The organism is Frigidibacter sp. (genome assembly GCF_030695035.1).
Taxonomy (GTDB): domain Bacteria; phylum Pseudomonadota; class Alphaproteobacteria; order Rhodobacterales; family Rhodobacteraceae; genus Frigidibacter.
Window position 1 is genome coordinate 37,757 of record NZ_JAUYTT010000010.1, and the last position, 15,191, is coordinate 52,947.

A 15,191-nucleotide genomic window follows, 5' to 3' on the forward strand; every position below is an offset into this window, starting at 1 on the left:
ATGCGGGCCCGCGGCCCGCATTCTCGTGTGACTGTAGCGCTTACTGGCAGGCGTAGGACACGCCCATTGCCGCGTCGATCTCGCGCACGACGGTCCAGTTGTCCTTGAAGGTGATCGGGATGAACTGCTCTTCGCCCGACTTCGAGAACTCTTCGGCCAGCGACGAGCCTTCCCAGTTGAAGCTGAAGAAGCCTTCCTTGATCTTCTCCTGCAGCTCCGGCGTCAGGTTGTGCGCCACGCCGTAGCCGGTGGTCGGGAAGGTTTCCGACTTGTAGATGCTGACGATCTGGTCGGCCTTCACCGCGTCGCGCTCGATCATGCGGTTCATCACCGAGTTGGCCACGGCGGCGGCATCGTAGTCCTTGTTTGCGACACCCAGGACCGAGTTGTCATGCTTGCCCGAGAAGGCAGCGGTGTAGTCGGTGCCGGCGACCATGTTGTAATTCGCCTGCAGCAGCGCCGACGGGGCCTTGTAGCCCGAGTTCGAGGTCTCGGACGAGAAGGCCAGCGTGCGGCCCTTGATGTCCTCGATCTTGGTGATGCCGGACTCGGGATGGGTGATGATCTCCATCTCGTAGCCATAGCTGCCATCGGCAGCGGCCATCATCGCGAAGGGGCGGAAGCCGGCGCAGGCGATGGCCAGCGGGTTCGACCCGGTGTTGAAGCCCGAGATATGCAGACGGCCGGCGCGCATCGCCTCGATCTGGGCAGCGTTGGAATCGATCGGGAAGAACTGAACCTTCTTGCCGGTGACTTCTTCCATATGGGTGATGAAATCAGCCCAGGCTTCGGCATAGACGGCCGGATCTTCGACCGGGGTGTAGGCAAAGATCAGGGTGTCGGGATCGACCAGTTCCGAGGCATCGGTCGGGATGTCGGCGACCATGTCGCCATCGGCGTCGATGTAGCGCGAGTCGAGCGCGAATTCAGCAACGGCCGGGAAGGCCGCAAGCGAAAGGGCGGTGGCTGCGAGAAGGGCGCGGATGGTCATCGTGTGCTCCTGTTCCGATAAGGGGGATCAGGGTGTGGGTAGGGGAGAAGTGTGACAGAAGGCTGATGAAGGGGTAACGGCCAGATGACAATGCTGGCGGCCCGGATTCTTCCCCACAAGCTTGCGGACAATGGTGCCAACGCCAGGTACGGGTTTTACGTGTTGTGGAAAGGCTCATTGACAAAACCATAATTGTAGTTATGTTTGACCCATGACAACGATCAGCCCCCACGCCCGTGCGCTTGCCGCCCTTGGACATGACGCCCGCCTGTCGATCTTTCGCCTTCTGGTGAAGGCGGGGGACGAGGGTCTCAGGGTCAGCGATATCGGCGAGTTTCTCGGGCTCGCGCCCTCGACGCTTGCGCATCACCTGTCGACTCTGGTCGATGCGGGACTTGTGCTGCAGGACAAGCAGGGGCGCGAGGTGTTCAACCGGGTCGATTTCGACGCGATGCGGATCGTACTTGGCTTTCTGACGTCGGAATGCTGTTCCGGCGTGGCGGTTCAGCCTGCGGAGGACGCCGCATGACGCGGCCTGTTAATTTTTCTTGCCCAGAAACAACTGAAAATCCGGAGATTTGGTGATGACTGATGCGGCTCTTCCCCCTCCCGGCCTCCGGTCGGTGCTGCGGCATCTATGGCAGGACCAGCGCATATGGCTCACCTCGGCGCTGATCCTTGCGGCACTGGCGATTTTCGACACGGGGCAGGCCGCGGAGTCGGCGTTGTTCGCTGGTCGGGCGCTTCTGAACACGGCACCCTTCCTCGTGCTGTCGATCACCATCGCCGCATGGGCGGGAGCGACCGGGGCGGATAATCTGATCGCCAAGGCCTTCACTGGCGCACCGCTGCTGATGATCGGGCTCGGGGCGCTGGCAGGCGGCATCTCGCCCTTCTGCTCTTGCGGGGTGATCCCGCTGATCGCGGCGCTGCTGGCGATGGGGGTTCCCTTGTCGGCGGTCATGGCCTTCTGGCTCGCCTCGCCGATCATGGACCCGTCGATGTTCGTGCTGACCGCGGGCGTCCTCGATCTGGAGTTTGCGGTGGCCAAGACACTGGCAGCCATCGGGCTTGGCCTGTTCGGTGGGCTTGTCGTGCTTGCGCTGTCGCGCAGCGGTGCGCTTGCCGATCCTTTGCGGGCGGGCATCGGCAATGGCGGCTGCGGCGGCGCGCGGGTGCGTGCGCCGAGGCCCGTTGTCTGGCGCTTCTGGGCAGAGCCCGAGCGCCGGGCGAAGTTCGCCAAGACCGCGCTGACCACGACCCTATTCCTTGCCAAGTGGCTGACGCTGGCCTTCATCCTCGAAAGCCTGATGCTGGCCTGGATCCCGGCGGAAACCGTGACGGCCGCACTGGGCGGCGAGGGCCTGATGCCGATCCTGACCGCGACGCTGGTGGGGGTTCCGGCCTACCTGAACGGCTATGCCGCGCTGCCGCTGGTGGGCGGGCTGATCGAGCAGGGCATGGCGCCGGGGGCCGGCATGGCATTCCTGGTCGCGGGGGGCGTCACCTCGATCCCGGCGGCCATGGCAGTCTGGGCGCTGGCCAAACCGCAGGTCTTCGCGCTCTATATCGCGTTGTCGCTGGTGGGGGCCTTTGCCTCGGGGCTGTTGTTCCAGCTCTGGACGATGGTATGAGGCGGTCCACGGTGGCCCGCCTTGCGGCCCTGCCCGTGAGCGCAGCATGATCCCACGACTTGTTCCGGCGCGGCGCGGCGTGATCGTCGCCGCGCTTGGCACCTCCCTCACCGTCAGCTGGGCGTCCAGCTATTACATCCCCGCCGTTCTGGCGGTGCCGATGGCCGAGAGCTTCGGTCTTTCCCCGGTCTGGATCTTCGGCGCCTTTTCCATGGCGATGGTGCTCTCCGCAATGGTCGGCCCTTGGGCCGGGACGCGGATCGACGGCTTCGGCGGTCGCGGTGTCCTGATGCTGTCAAACCTCGTTTTTGCGACCGGGCTCGGGTTGCTGGCCATTGCGCCCACCCCGGCGATACTGTTCGCAGGCTGGGCGATCATCGGGCTCGGCATGGGGATCGGCCTCTACGAGGCAGGGTTCGCCACATTGGCAGCGATCTACGGCAAGGACGCCCGCGGACCGATCACCGGCATCACGCTGATTGCTGGGTTTGCGAGCACGGTCGGGTGGCCCCTCTCCGGTCTGATGCTGGCAACCTGGGGCTGGCGCGAAGCCTGCCTTGGCTGGGCGCTGATTCATCTGTGCCTCGCGCTTCCGCTCAATGCCTGGCTGCCGAAGGGCACCGAGGCGATCACCAAGGCCGAGCCCTCGGCAGAGGATGGCCCGCTGCCGTCGCGGAGGGCGCTGGCGCTGCTGGCCTTCGTCTTCGCGGCGACCTGGTTCAACTCGACCGCGATGGCCGCACATCTGCCCGGCCTGCTGCAAGAGGCCGGGGCAAGTGCCGCCATGGCCATTGCCGCGGGCGCGCTGATCGGCCCGGCGCAGGTGGCCGCGCGGGTGCTGGAGTTCGGCCTGCTGCGCCGGTTCCACCCACTGACCTCGACCCGCCTCGCTGCCGCGGCCCATCCAGTCGCTGCGGTGGCGCTGCTGACCGTTGGGGGGCCTGCCGCCTATGTCTTCGCGATCCTGCACGGCGCCGGCAACGGTATCCTGACCATCGCCAAGGGCACCCTGCCGCTGGCCCTGTTCGGGGCGGCAGGCTATGGGCGGCGGCTCGGCTGGCTGAACGCCCCGGCCCGCATCTTGCAGGCGGGCGCGCCCTTGATCTTCGGCGCGGCCCTCACGGCCTGGGGGCTCTCCGCGATCTGGCTGACGGCAGGAGTGGGACTTGCGGCAATGGCTGCGCTGTTCGCGCTCCGGCGGCAGTGAGCGCCGTAAAGTGAACGTGCTGAATGGGCGCAGGCTATCGATGTGCCGTATGCAACATCACGTCATTGCCAGAGCTGCAAATAAGGCGATTGCAAGCTTCGCTCGCGCCCGGCGCCAAGCTGAAACCAGCCGGGCCGACTGTGCTGAGCTTGCCGTCAGTCCCCCCGGTCCTGCAGCAGCATCAGCTGCAGATGGCTTCCTGCCCCCATACCCAGATGAAGGCTGTTCACCGCGACGCGGGTGCGGCGCGACGTGCCCTCGGGCTCGCCGGTATTGGGGTTGATGTCGTATTTGGGGAAGTTCGAGGACGAGATGTCCAGCCGGATCCGGTGCCCCTTGGCAAAGCGGTTGGCCGTGGCGAAGGGGGTGATGGTGATGTCGAAGGCCCCTTCCTCCGCGCCGACCAGTTCCGGCGCGTCGAACCCCTTGCGATAGCGCACCCGGAAGATGCCGTCGGTGATGTTCAGCGCATAGCCGCGCGGATAGTCGGTCGAGGGCGGGTAGACATCGACCAACTTGGCGGTGAAGTCGGTATCGGGCGCATCGGTCGAGACCCGCAAGGTCACCGTCACCGGGCCGGCGATGACCATGTCTTCGGCCAAGGGCGCCGTCTCGAAGCTCAGCACGTCCGCCCGCGCCGTCAGCGGCATCCCCGGCGCCGTGCAGCCAAAGATCCCCTCCGCCTCCACCTGATCGAAGCCGCCGCCCGCGAAGATCGGCTCGCCCGAGGTCAGCGAGCCGCCGATGGTCGGCACCGGACTGCGGGGGTCATAGTCGTAGGACAGCACGGCATCCGCGCCCGCATTGGCGCCAAGGCTCATGTCTGCACGCAGATGCAGGGTCAGCGGCACGGCTTCTGGCACGGGCCAGTCGGTCGTCTCGATCCAGCGCCCGCCGTGGTCCAGATGCCCGTCCGCCGTCTTGCGCCCGGATCCGCCGCCCATCACGAACAGATGCACCTGCCCGTCCAGCACCGGCGCTGGCTCATCCTTCAGCCAACGCGCGAAGAACTTCAGCCGGTAGGCGAGCCAGTCGCTGTCCACCTGCCCGTCAAAGGTCGCATCGGGGCCGAAATCCACATCGCCGAACACCCTTTCGGACCGGTTGCCATGGGTCCAGGGCCCCATGATCAGCGTCAGCGGCCGGGCGGCATCGCCCTTCATGCCGGTGTAGTTCTCCAGCGTGGTCTGCACATAGGCATCATACCAGCTCGACATGAAGATGATCGGCACCTTGGGGAAGGTGTCGTAATACCCCGCGGCCCAGAGCCCGGTCTTCTTCCAGAAATCGTCGAAGGTGCCGTGCTGCCACTGGTCCAGCAGATAGGCCTCATAATCCGGATCCCATTTCACGGGGGAGCGGCCGCGGGTCCAGGGCGTCCGCGCCATCCAGCCGCGCAGATCCTCGGCCTCGATGGCGCGCAGGATGGCGGGGTCGGCCACGGCAGCCGGGCTTTCCATCGCGCGGTTATAGGCCCAGGTCGCCTGCTTCATCTCCAGCGCGCCGCCTTGGCGGATGCCGCAGGTGAAGGCGTTGGAAAAGCCGCCCGAATCCACCGCCATGCAGGCAAGGCCCGGCGGGTTGAGGCAGGCCAGCGCCATCTGCACATGCGCATCATAGCTGAGGCCCATGGTGCCGATGCGCTTTGTCCAGGGCTGCGCGTCGATCCAGACCATGGAGTCATAACCGTCCTCGGCCTCGTTCACATATTTGGTGAACGCGCCTTCAGATCCATAGCGCCCCCGGCAATCCTGCCAGATGACGATATACCCCTCGCGCACCAGCAGCCGTGCCAGCTCGGGCCGGCTGTAGGGGATGGGGCGCGCCACGGACAGCTCTGTCCGCGGCGTGCCTGATTTGTCATAGGGCGTGCGTTCGAAGATCACCGGAAGCGGTGCCTCCAGGGGGCGGCCGCCCTTCGCCGGGCGGTAGATGTCGGTGGCAAGATGCACACCGTCGCGCATCGGGATCATCACATCACGATGGACGACGATGCCGTCTTCCACCGGCTCCGCGGGCGAGAGGGCGACCTGCAAGTTCATTCCACGCTCCGCACGTATTGGGGCAGTGTGTCTTCGGACAGGCCCGCCGAGATTTCCAGCCCGTCGCGCATCCCCCAGTGAATCACCTGCCAGTAGAGCGGCACGACCGGGGTTTCGGCGAAGACAAGGCGCGTTGCGTCTTCCAGCATGGTGATGCGCGTGGCCTCGTCGAACTCCTGATTGGCGGCGTTGACGGCCGCGTCGAATTCGGGGTTCGAGAAGCGGACGCGGTTGAAGGCGCCGACACCGGCCTCCTTATCATAGCTGTGCAGCAGCGCTTGCAGGCTCGGCCCCGAGGTGGGGGTGGACGAGCCGAGCGAGAATACGAACGCGCCGTAGTCGCCCGCCGTCGCCGCCTTGGAATAGACGTTGTAGGGGAAGACCTGCACGCCGGTCACCTTCAGCCCGCCGCGGGTCAGCATCTGGCCAAGCGCCTGCGCCAGATCGGCATCGCCGGGGAAGCGGTCGTTCGAGGAGGAAATGGTGATCCCGAAGCCTTCGGGATACCCGGCCTCGGCCAGCAGCGCGCGGGCCTGTTCCGGATCGGGCTGGTCGGGGGTCACGTCAGCGGCATGGCCGCCAAGCACCTCGGGCACCAGCTGCCCCGCTGGCACGCCCGATCCGCCAAGGATGCGGTCCACGATCAGCTGCCGGTCGATCATCAGCGACACCGCCTTGCGCACCCGCGGGTCCTTGAAGGGGTTCTCGGCCAGCGGCTCGCCGTTCAGGTCGGTCACTCCCGGGGCGGTATCGCCGCGCATCGACAGGCCCAGATAGATGATCCGGCCCGATTGCGCCGAATAGATGTTGAAGCCTTCGCTGTTCTTGATCGTGGCCACGTCGGTCGGCGGCACCGCGTCGATCACGTCCACCGCGCCCGACAGCAGGGCTGCTACCCGCGCGGCATCGTTCGAGATGAAGCGGACCTCGACATCCTTGAACTCGGGCGCGTCGCCGTAGAAGCCGTCATAGGCCTGCAGGTCCAGCGCTTCGCCCGGGGTCCAGGACACGAACTTGTAGGGTCCGGTGCCGACAGCAACTTCGGCGGTCATGAAATCCTCGCTGGAGCGGCCTTCGGTGGCGGCTTTCGAGATGATGAACACCCGGCCGATATCTTCCATCAGCGTCGGCGCAGGATCGTTGGTGGTGATGTGGATGGTCAGGTCATCGACCTTTTCCATGCCCGCCACGGCAGACACCTGGTCGGTATAGGGCGCCGGCGAGTTCGGCACCTCATCCGCCCGCTCCAGCGAGTAGATCACGTCATCGGCGGTGAAGGGGCTGCCGTCGTGGAAGGTGACACCCTCGCGCAGCTTGATCTCCCACGTCGTGGGATCGATGTTCTGCCAGCTTTCGGCCAAGCCGGGGCTGACCTGCAGGTTCGCATCGAACTCCACCAGGCGCCCGAAGATCATGGTCGAGGTCATCTGGTTGTTGCCGGTACGCGAGAATTGCGGGTCGATCGAGGATTGCTCGCTCGACCGGCCGATGGTCAGGTCCTGCGCCAGCGCAGGCAGGGCCGTTCCGCACAGCAGCGCCGCGAGGGCGGCGGATCTCATGGGGGTCATCGGTAGTCTCCCTGTTGTCATTGTTGTGTTTGGGTCTCAAGCGGCAGCCGCCCCTGCCCGCCATTCAGGTGGCAGGCGGCGCGGTGCCCGTCGGCGACGCCCACCAGCGGCGGGCGCGTTGTGCTGCAGATCTCCATCGCGAAGGGGCAGCGCGGGTGGAAATGGCAGCCCGAAGGCGGGTTCACCGGTGAGGGGATCTCGCCCTTCACCGGCGAGAAGCTGCGGGCCCGCCGGTCCAGCCGCGGGATCTCGTGCAGCAGCGCCTCGGTGTAGGGGTGCCGCGGCGTGTCGAAGATCGCATCGGTCGGGGCCTCTTCGACCACCCGGCCCAGATACATGATCACCACGCGGTCCGAGATGTGGCGCACCACCGACAGGTCATGGCTGATGAACAGCAGCGTCAGGCCCAGTTCGGCGCGCAGCTGCATGAAGAGGTTGATGACCTGCGCCTGGATCGACACGTCGAGCGCGGCGATGCTTTCATCGCAGATCAGGAAATCGGGGTTCACGGCCAATGCGCGCGCAATGCCGATGCGCTGGCGTTGCCCGCCGGAAAACTGGTGCGGGTAGCGATCCGCCATCGCCGGATCGAGGCCGACACGGGCCAGCAGATCCTCGACCAGCTTGCGCGTCCCGGCCCGGGGCACCAGCCCGTGGACGCGCGGCGCCTCGCCGATGATCTCGCGCACCCGCTTGCGGGGGTTGAGCGAGGACATTGGGTCTTGAAAGATGATCTGCGTGGCAAGCCGCATGTCGCGCGCCGCCTTGCCCCGAAGCTGGGCGATGTCCTTGCCGTCATGCTCGACATGGCCTGAGGTGGGCGGCAGCATCCCGGCGATGACGCGGCCAAGGGTGGACTTGCCGCAGCCGGATTCGCCCACGAGCCCCACGACCTCGCCCTTGCGCACCTCGAGGTCCACCGCATCGAGCGCGTGGACGGCCGGGGGCGGCGAGGCGAGCCCGAGCCGGATCGCCAGCCGGTCGGCAAAATCGGTCTTGCGCTGAAAGCGCTTGGTCACCGCGACGGCGCGGGCGGCCGGAGGTGTGTCGGTCATGGGCGCACCTCGGCGTCTTGCAGCGGATGGAAGCAGCGCCAGCCATGCCCGCCCGCCAGCGTCTCGGCCGGTTCCGTCCGGCATATGTCGGTGGCATGGGCGCAGCGGGGGCGGAAGGGGCAGCCCTCGGGTCGGCCAAGCGGCGGAGGGGCGGAGCCGGGGATCTGCCGCAGCGGCCGCCCCCTCACATTCGCCATCGGGGTCGAGCCGATCAGGCCGGCGGTATAGGGGTGGCGCGGGGTGTCCAGCACCTCATCGATGGTGCCTCGCTCAACAATCCGGCCTGCATACATCACCGCCACCCGCTGCGCGAGCGCGGCGACGACGCCAAGATCATGGCTGATCCAGATCAGCCCCATCCCCATCTCGGCTGCCAGCTTCTGCACCTCGGCAAGAATCTGGCTTTGGATGGTGACATCCAGCGCGGTGGTGGGCTCATCGGCGATGATCAGGTCAGGCTCGTGCAGCAGGGCGATGGCGATGGCCACCCGTTGCCGCATCCCGCCCGAAAACTCATGCGGATAGGCGTCGATCCGTTCTGCCGGGCGCGGGATGCCGACCTTGCCAAGCGCCTCGACGGCCTTGGCGCGGGCCTCGGCGCGGCTGACCTTGCGGTGGGCGCGCACCGTCTCGATCATCTGGGTGCCGATGCGCAGCACCGGGTTCAGCGTCATCATCGGGTCCTGAAAGATCATGGCGATCCGGTCGCCGCGCAGCTCCCGCAGCCGCGCGGGTGAGGCTGCGCGCAGATCCTCGCCCTTGAAGTCGATCCGCCCATCCACCACGCGGCCGGGCGCATCCACCAGCCCGATCAGCGAAAACCCGGTGACGGACTTGCCCGATCCGCTTTCGCCGACGAGCCCGAGGATCTCGCCCCGGCGCAGCTCCAGATCCACCCCGTCCACGGACTTGACCATGCCCCTTGGCGTGTCGAACCAGGTCTTCAACCCTTGGACCTTCAGCAGCGGTGCGGTCATGTTTCCAGCCTCGGGTTCAGCACTTCGCGCAGCCGGTCCCCGACGATATTGACCGAGAAGACGATGGCGAGCAGCAACAGCCCCGGATAGACGCTCATCCAGTAAAGCCCCGCCAGCAGCACCTGATAGCCATTGGCGATCAGCAGGCCGAGCGAGGGTTCGGTGATCGGCAGCCCGATCCCGAGGAAGGACAGCGTCGCCTCGGCGGCGATGGCATTGGCCACCTGGATCGTGCCGATCACGATCAGCGGTGGCAGGCAGTTGGGCAGGATATGCGCCGCAAGGATGCGGGTGGACGAGAGGCCAAGGCAGCGCGCCGCCTCGACATAGTCCTTGCCCGTCTCCACCAGCGCCGCGCCGCGGACGGCCCGGGCGAAGTAGGCCCATTGCACGAAAACCAGCGCAAGGATCACCTTCCATGTGCCCTGGCCAAAGACCACGAGGATCATCAGCGCCACAAGGATGGTCGGGAAGCCCAGCATCAGGTCGACAAACCGCATGATGAAGGCATCCATGCGCCCGCCCATATAGGCGGCGATCAGGCCAAGCGTCGTTCCCACCAGCAGCGCCAGCAAGCCGGAGGTGAGTCCGACCGCAAGGCTGGTGCGCAGCCCGTAGAGCATGGCCGACAGCATGTCGCGGCCCTGGGTATCGGTGCCGAGCCAGAAGGTCATGCCCGACAGGCTTTCGCTGCCGGGCGGCAGGCGGCTGTCGAAGAAGTCGATGGCGCCAAGGTCATAGGGGTCTTGCGGCGCGATCACCGGCGCCAGCAGCGCGGCGGCCACCAAGGTTAGGCAGACCAGCGCGGCGGCGGTGGCCTTGGGGCTGGCAAGGATGCCGCGCAGGATGCGGGCGAACATCGTTTCGCCGGTCAGAAGCGCGCCGATCATGCCCGCCCCCTGATCCGCGGGTCGAGCAGCGAATAGAGCACGTCGACAAGGAAGTTGATGACGATGAACATCGCCACGATGACCAAGATGTAGGCGACCACCACCGGCCGGTCGAGCGCGTTGATGCTGTCGATGATCAGCTTGCCGACGCCGGGCCAGGCAAAGATCGTCTCGGTCACCACGGCGAAGGCGATCAGCGATCCGAACTCCACCCCGATCACCGTGACGATGGGGATCAGGATGGTCTTGAACACATGCACGAACAGGATCCGCCGCTCACTCAGCCCCCGCGCGCGGGCGAATTTCACGAAGTCCAGCGGCATGGTTTCCTGCACGCCGGTGCGCGTCAGCCGGATCACCAGCGCGATCTGCGCCAGCGCAAGGTTGGTCGCCGGCAGGATCAGGTGGGTGACGCCGTCCCAGGTGGCAAAGCTGGTGCGGATGCCAAGGATGGTGCCTGTATCGCCGCGCCCGGTGGAGGGAAGCCAGCCCAGCCAGACCGAGAAGATCATCACCAGCATCATGCCCTGCCAGAAATTCGGCAGCGAAAAGCCAAGGATGGACCCGGTCATCACGCTTTCATCGACCAGCGTGCCGGGCCGCGTGCCCGCCCACAGCCCCAGCGGCAGGCCGATCACCAGCGACAGGACCAGCGCGGTGATCGTCAGCTCCAGCGTCGCCGGCAGCCTCTCGAAGATCACCGTCAGGGCAGGGCGGTTGAAGACGAAGGAATTGCCGAAATCCCCGGTCAGCGCCGAGGTCAGGAAGGTCACATATTGCAGCGGCAGCGGTGCATCGAGGTTCAGCGAGGCCGCGACCTGCGCGCGTTCTGCCGCCGTGGCATCGCCGGGCAGCAAGATCTCCAGCGGATCGCCGATGGCATAGACGCCAAGGAAGACGATCACGGACGTGACCAGCAGCACGATCACGGCCTGGATCAGTCGCCGGAGGATGAAGACGGTCATAGACTGACCGCCCGTTGACGCTGCTGCGCCGACGCCCGAGTGGATGCCATTTGGTTGTTACCTTCCCGTTGCAGCCCGACATTGCAGAACGATTCGCAGCTATGCAACACTATGAGAGACACCGCTTGACCTATGACGGATTCGCATAGATGCACTTCAGCCTGCTAGAGACGTTCCGCGCCGTGGTCGAGAAGGGCACGACCCAGGCCGCTGCCGAGGCGCTTGGCCTGTCGCAATCCGCCGTCAGCCGCCGCATCGCGCAGCTGGAGGAAGAGCTCGGCCTGCCGCTGTTCGTGCGCGACCGCGGCCGGCTGATCGCGACGCGCGAGAACCGGCTGCTGCAGGGCCAGATCGCCGGGCTTGTCGATCACGGCGCGCGGCTGACGCAGCGGGCGGGCGAGCTGAAGGCCGGCAACTACGCGACAGAGATGCTGCGCGTCGCCTTTCCCGCCAGCCTGACCATGTCAATCGTGCCGACGATCCTGGCGGAGTTTCTGGAGCGGAATGAGAGGGTGCAGGTCGAGCTGCATACCGGCGCGTATGACACGATCGAGCGGATGGTGCTGGATGAACGCGCCGAGATCGGCTTCCTGCGGATGCCCACGCAGCGCACCGGCCTTGTCACCACCCCGGTGATCGAGGTGCCGACCGTCTGCGTGATGCCGCGCGGCCACCCGCTGGCCGCGCGCGAGGCCGTGTCGGTCGGCGACCTTCATGCGGTTCCGCTGATCCTGCTTGGACGGATGCGCCTGCCGCGGCGCGATATCGACGAGGCGTTCTGGGAGGTTGGCCTGCGCCCGCTGGTCCGGGTCGAGGCGCATTCAGTGCAATCGGCCTGCGCGCTGGCGGCGCGCGGCATTGGCGTGACGCTGGTCAACGAGCTGATGGCGCGCGACTTCGCGCACCTGCCCATCGAGATCCGCCCGCTGCAGGAACGGCTCCTGCACCGCTTCGCCTTTGCCGTGACAGATGGCGTCCCGCCGACAGAAATTGCGCGGCAGTTCATGGAAACCAGCATCGCCCGCTTCCGCAGCCTGCTGTCCGAGGAGGCGTCCGGCTGAGAGCTGCTAGCCAAGTTCCAGCGTCGCCACGGCCTGCAAGCTGCCGGATTGCACCGGCGGGGTGCCGCGGACCATGCGGGCAGTGCGGAACGTTTCGACGAACCCGGCCGCGTCGAGCGCCTCCAGCAGCGCCGCGTTCTGCTGCGGCACATCGACGGCGATCCGGTCCAGATCCAGCGCCTGCGCCGCGCCGGCGATCAACGCGAGGGCGGTGGCGGTGTCAGGCGCGATGACCGGGCCGATCTTGCCGCCCGACCGGCACAGGCGGGCCGTCGCAAAGCCCACGGGACCTTCAGGCCCGTTTGCCACGACAGTGCGGCGCGTCGGCGTCTGTGTGATCCAGTTGGACAGGAAGGCCGGCCGCGCGTGGCCCAAAGCGGCGCGGTCCAGCGCCAGCAGCGCTGCATGGCCGCCGGGTTCGGACAAGCGCGGCGGCGGATCTTGCGCCCACGGGGCAGGGCGGACCGAACCCTCCAGCCGCAGCGTGCTGCCCGTGGCGACGAACCCCGCGCGGGCGTAATTGGCCTGCTGTGCTGGCACACCGTCCAGCCCAATGCTGCGTGTTTCGGCATGGCTCAGGGCGTGGGTCCACAGCGCAAGGCCAATCCCTTGCCCGCGGAAATCGGGATGGCAGATGTAGAGGCCGAGGAAGGCGTGATCCGCGTCATGGTTGACCACGGATATCGCGGCGGCGAGCCTGCCATCCTGCTCTGCCAGAAAGAACCCGTCCGGATCGGCAGCCCAGAACGCCGCTGCATCCTCCAGCCCGGGGTTCCACCCCTCCGCCGCGGCCCAGTCCAGCACGGTTTCCAGATCGCTCAGGGTCATCTGCCGCAAGATCATCGCGTCCCAAACACCTCATGCAACGAACGTGGCGTGGCGGCCCGGTTCTGCAGGTCCAGCGAAGACACCAGATCCAGCAGGTGGCCCTGCATCACCTCCTCCGCCAGCGTACCGTCATGCGCCACCAGCGCCCGCATCAGCGCGTTATGGGCGTGGCTTTCGCACAGCGCGCTGCGCCGCTGCCAATAGAGCGCGATGATCAACGAGGACCGCGCGACCAGCTGGGTGATGAACTCGCGGATCGTGTCCTGCTGGGCGATGCGGGCGATCTCGATATGGAACTGGCCCGACAGATAGACTGCGCGGCCGACATCGCCCGCCGCCAGCGCGGCATGTTCGGCGTCGATATGCGTCTGCAGCCGGACCATGTCGGCGGCGGTGGTCCGCTCGGCCGCTGACCTTGCGGTGCGCGGCTCCAACAGGGCGCGGGCCTCGAACACCTCGCGCGCCTCATGGATGCTGGGCTGCGCGACAAAGGCGCCGCGGTTGCGTTTCAGCGTGATCAGCTGGTCATGCGACAGCTGCTGCAGGGCGGCGCGCACCACGGTGCGGCTGACGCCGAAGACCTCGCCCACCTCATCCTCGGACAGTTTGGTTCCGGGGAGGATCCGGTGCTCATGGATCGCCAGCGCCAGCTTCTCGGCAACATGGGCGCTGCCGCCAAGGGACGGCGTCTGCGGGATACTCGTATCGTCTGTTGCCTCGGTCATCAGCCTGCCTGTCGTCATGCCCCGAGTCTCTGCCGTTCCGCGCGCACAGACAAGGGGCGGCGGGCGCGGGGGATCGTCGCGGTGATCGTATACAATCTTGTATTAGATCTGCAGCGGCGGCCCGCGCAGCTGCGTCAATTTTCATCAATTTGCGGATGTCTGCCCCGCGGCCCGCAGGTTCTTGCCGCTGCATCGCAGAACCTTGCCCATCATGGGACAAAGCCGAAAGGGGACCAGATGCGCAGCGGCGACGATATCGAACTGGTGAACGTGTCCAAACGCTACCCGGGCGGGGCGGTGGCCGTGGATGCGGTGACGCATCTGTTTCAGGGCAACACCTATATCTGCCTGCTGGGCCCCTCGGGCTGCGGCAAATCCTCGACCCTGCGGATGATCGCGGGGCATGAAAGCGTGACCGACGGCGCCATCGTTCTGGGCGGGCGTGACGTGTCGGCGCTGCCGCCGGCCAAACGCGGCACGGCGATGATGTTCCAGTCCTACGCGCTGTTCCCGCACCTGACCGTTACCGACAACGTCGCCTTCAGCCTGAAGATGAAGGGCGAGGATGCGGCCAAGCGCCGGGCCCGCGCGGGTGAGATGCTGGAGCTGGTGGACATGTCTGCCTATGGAGACCGGCTGCCGGCGCAGCTGTCGGGCGGGCAGCAGCAGCGCGTGGCGCTGGCCCGGGCGCTGATCACCAACCCGCAGGTGCTGCTGCTGGATGAGCCGCTGTCGGCGCTCGACCCGTTCCTGCGCATCCGGATGCGGGCAGAGTTGAAGCGGATCCAGCGAGAGCTTGGTATCACCTTCATCCATGTCACCCACGGGCAAGATGAGGCGCTGGCGCTGTCGGACGAGGTGGTGGTGATGAACAAGGCCAAGATCGAGCAGGCCGGCCCCGCGCGCGAGGTGTTCAACGCCCCGCGGACCGCCTTTGTCGCGCGCTTCATGGGCGGGCATAACGTGCTGGCTTTGCCGCAGGGCCTGTTTGCCCTGCGCGCCGATGCCGTGCGCCTGTCGGCCGAGGGCACCGAGGCGGTCGTTCAGTCGGTCGAGTACCAAGGCACCCATGTCGCCGTAACCGCCCGCGCGGCCGGGGATCAGGACATTCTGGCCGTGATCCCCGAAGCGGAGTTCTTCGCCGCCCCCAAATCGCCGGGCGAATCCGTCCGGCTTGGCTGGCAGGACAGCGACCTGCACGCGCTGACCGCCTGAAAGCACATTTCAAACATCAGAAGGGACCAAGAC

General features: G+C 66.6%; 14 protein-coding genes. 5 read left to right on the forward strand and 9 right to left on the reverse strand.

Annotated features, from left to right (window positions below):
- Positions 1-40: 40 nt before the first annotated feature.
- Positions 41-991: a phosphate/phosphite/phosphonate ABC transporter substrate-binding protein gene (gene phnD / locus Q8S30_RS09350; protein ID WP_305665756.1), complete on the reverse strand. Its 951-nt coding sequence runs from the start codon at positions 989-991 to the stop codon at positions 41-43.
- A 211-nt stretch (positions 992-1,202) separates the two neighbouring features.
- Between phnD and Q8S30_RS09355 the strand changes: the two genes are divergently transcribed.
- The 3 genes from Q8S30_RS09355 to Q8S30_RS09365 are packed head-to-tail and all read left to right on the forward strand — an operon-like array spanning position 1,203 to position 3,832.
- Entirely contained in the window at positions 1,203-1,520 is a 318-nt protein-coding gene (locus tag Q8S30_RS09355) for a helix-turn-helix transcriptional regulator (protein WP_305665757.1), read from the forward strand.
- Positions 1,521-1,575: 55 nt separating this feature from the next.
- Positions 1,576-2,625 (forward strand): permease, encoded by a 1,050-nt coding sequence (locus Q8S30_RS09360; protein WP_305665758.1) that lies wholly within the window; start codon positions 1,576-1,578, stop codon positions 2,623-2,625.
- 46 nt (positions 2,626-2,671) lie between these two features.
- Positions 2,672-3,832, forward strand: coding sequence for an MFS transporter (locus Q8S30_RS09365; RefSeq protein WP_305665759.1), 1,161 nt, complete (start codon positions 2,672-2,674; stop codon positions 3,830-3,832).
- Positions 3,833-3,987: 155 nt separating this feature from the next.
- Here Q8S30_RS09365 and Q8S30_RS09370 read toward each other — a convergent pair whose 3' ends face one another.
- From Q8S30_RS09370 to Q8S30_RS09395, 6 genes are read right to left on the reverse strand one after another with little or no spacing between them, the layout of a single operon-like run.
- Positions 3,988-5,874, reverse strand: a complete 1,887-nt coding sequence (locus Q8S30_RS09370) for a CocE/NonD family hydrolase (RefSeq protein ID WP_305665760.1) — start codon at positions 5,872-5,874, stop codon at positions 3,988-3,990.
- Positions 5,871-7,442: an ABC transporter substrate-binding protein gene (locus tag Q8S30_RS09375; protein ID WP_305665761.1), complete on the reverse strand. Its 1,572-nt coding sequence runs from the start codon at positions 7,440-7,442 to the stop codon at positions 5,871-5,873. Before Q8S30_RS09375 ends, Q8S30_RS09370 begins: the two co-directional genes overlap by 4 nt.
- Positions 7,443-7,459: 17 nt before the next feature.
- Complete coding sequence (locus Q8S30_RS09380; RefSeq protein ID WP_305665762.1) at positions 7,460-8,497, reverse strand: ABC transporter ATP-binding protein; 1,038 nt, start codon at positions 8,495-8,497, stop codon at positions 7,460-7,462.
- On the reverse strand, positions 8,494-9,474 hold the full coding sequence (locus Q8S30_RS09385) for an ABC transporter ATP-binding protein (RefSeq protein WP_305665763.1): 981 nt from the start codon (positions 9,472-9,474) through the stop codon (positions 8,494-8,496). Before Q8S30_RS09385 ends, Q8S30_RS09380 begins: the two co-directional genes overlap by 4 nt.
- A complete protein-coding gene (locus tag Q8S30_RS09390; protein WP_305665764.1) occupies positions 9,471-10,364 on the reverse strand; it encodes an ABC transporter permease in 894 nt (297 codons plus the stop codon). Before Q8S30_RS09390 ends, Q8S30_RS09385 begins: the two co-directional genes overlap by 4 nt.
- Entirely contained in the window at positions 10,361-11,329 is a 969-nt protein-coding gene (locus tag Q8S30_RS09395; RefSeq protein WP_305665765.1) for an ABC transporter permease, read from the reverse strand. Before Q8S30_RS09395 ends, Q8S30_RS09390 begins: the two co-directional genes overlap by 4 nt.
- Positions 11,330-11,478: 149 nt before the next feature.
- Here Q8S30_RS09395 and Q8S30_RS09400 point away from each other — a divergent pair, with 149 nt between their 5' ends.
- A complete protein-coding gene (locus Q8S30_RS09400; protein ID WP_305665766.1) occupies positions 11,479-12,390 on the forward strand; it encodes a LysR family transcriptional regulator in 912 nt (303 codons plus the stop codon).
- A gap of 6 nt (positions 12,391-12,396) precedes the next feature.
- Here the strand turns inward: Q8S30_RS09400 and Q8S30_RS09405 are convergent, their stop codons facing one another.
- On the reverse strand, positions 12,397-13,218 hold the full coding sequence (locus Q8S30_RS09405; RefSeq protein WP_305665767.1) for a GNAT family N-acetyltransferase: 822 nt from the start codon (positions 13,216-13,218) through the stop codon (positions 12,397-12,399).
- A gap of 11 nt (positions 13,219-13,229) precedes the next feature.
- On the reverse strand, positions 13,230-13,943 hold the full coding sequence (locus Q8S30_RS09410; protein WP_305665768.1) for a GntR family transcriptional regulator: 714 nt from the start codon (positions 13,941-13,943) through the stop codon (positions 13,230-13,232).
- Positions 13,944-14,180: 237 nt separating this feature from the next.
- Here Q8S30_RS09410 and Q8S30_RS09415 point away from each other — a divergent pair, with 237 nt between their 5' ends.
- Positions 14,181-15,158: an ABC transporter ATP-binding protein gene (locus tag Q8S30_RS09415; protein WP_305665769.1), complete on the forward strand. Its 978-nt coding sequence runs from the start codon at positions 14,181-14,183 to the stop codon at positions 15,156-15,158.
- Positions 15,159-15,191: the final 33 nt, after the last annotated feature.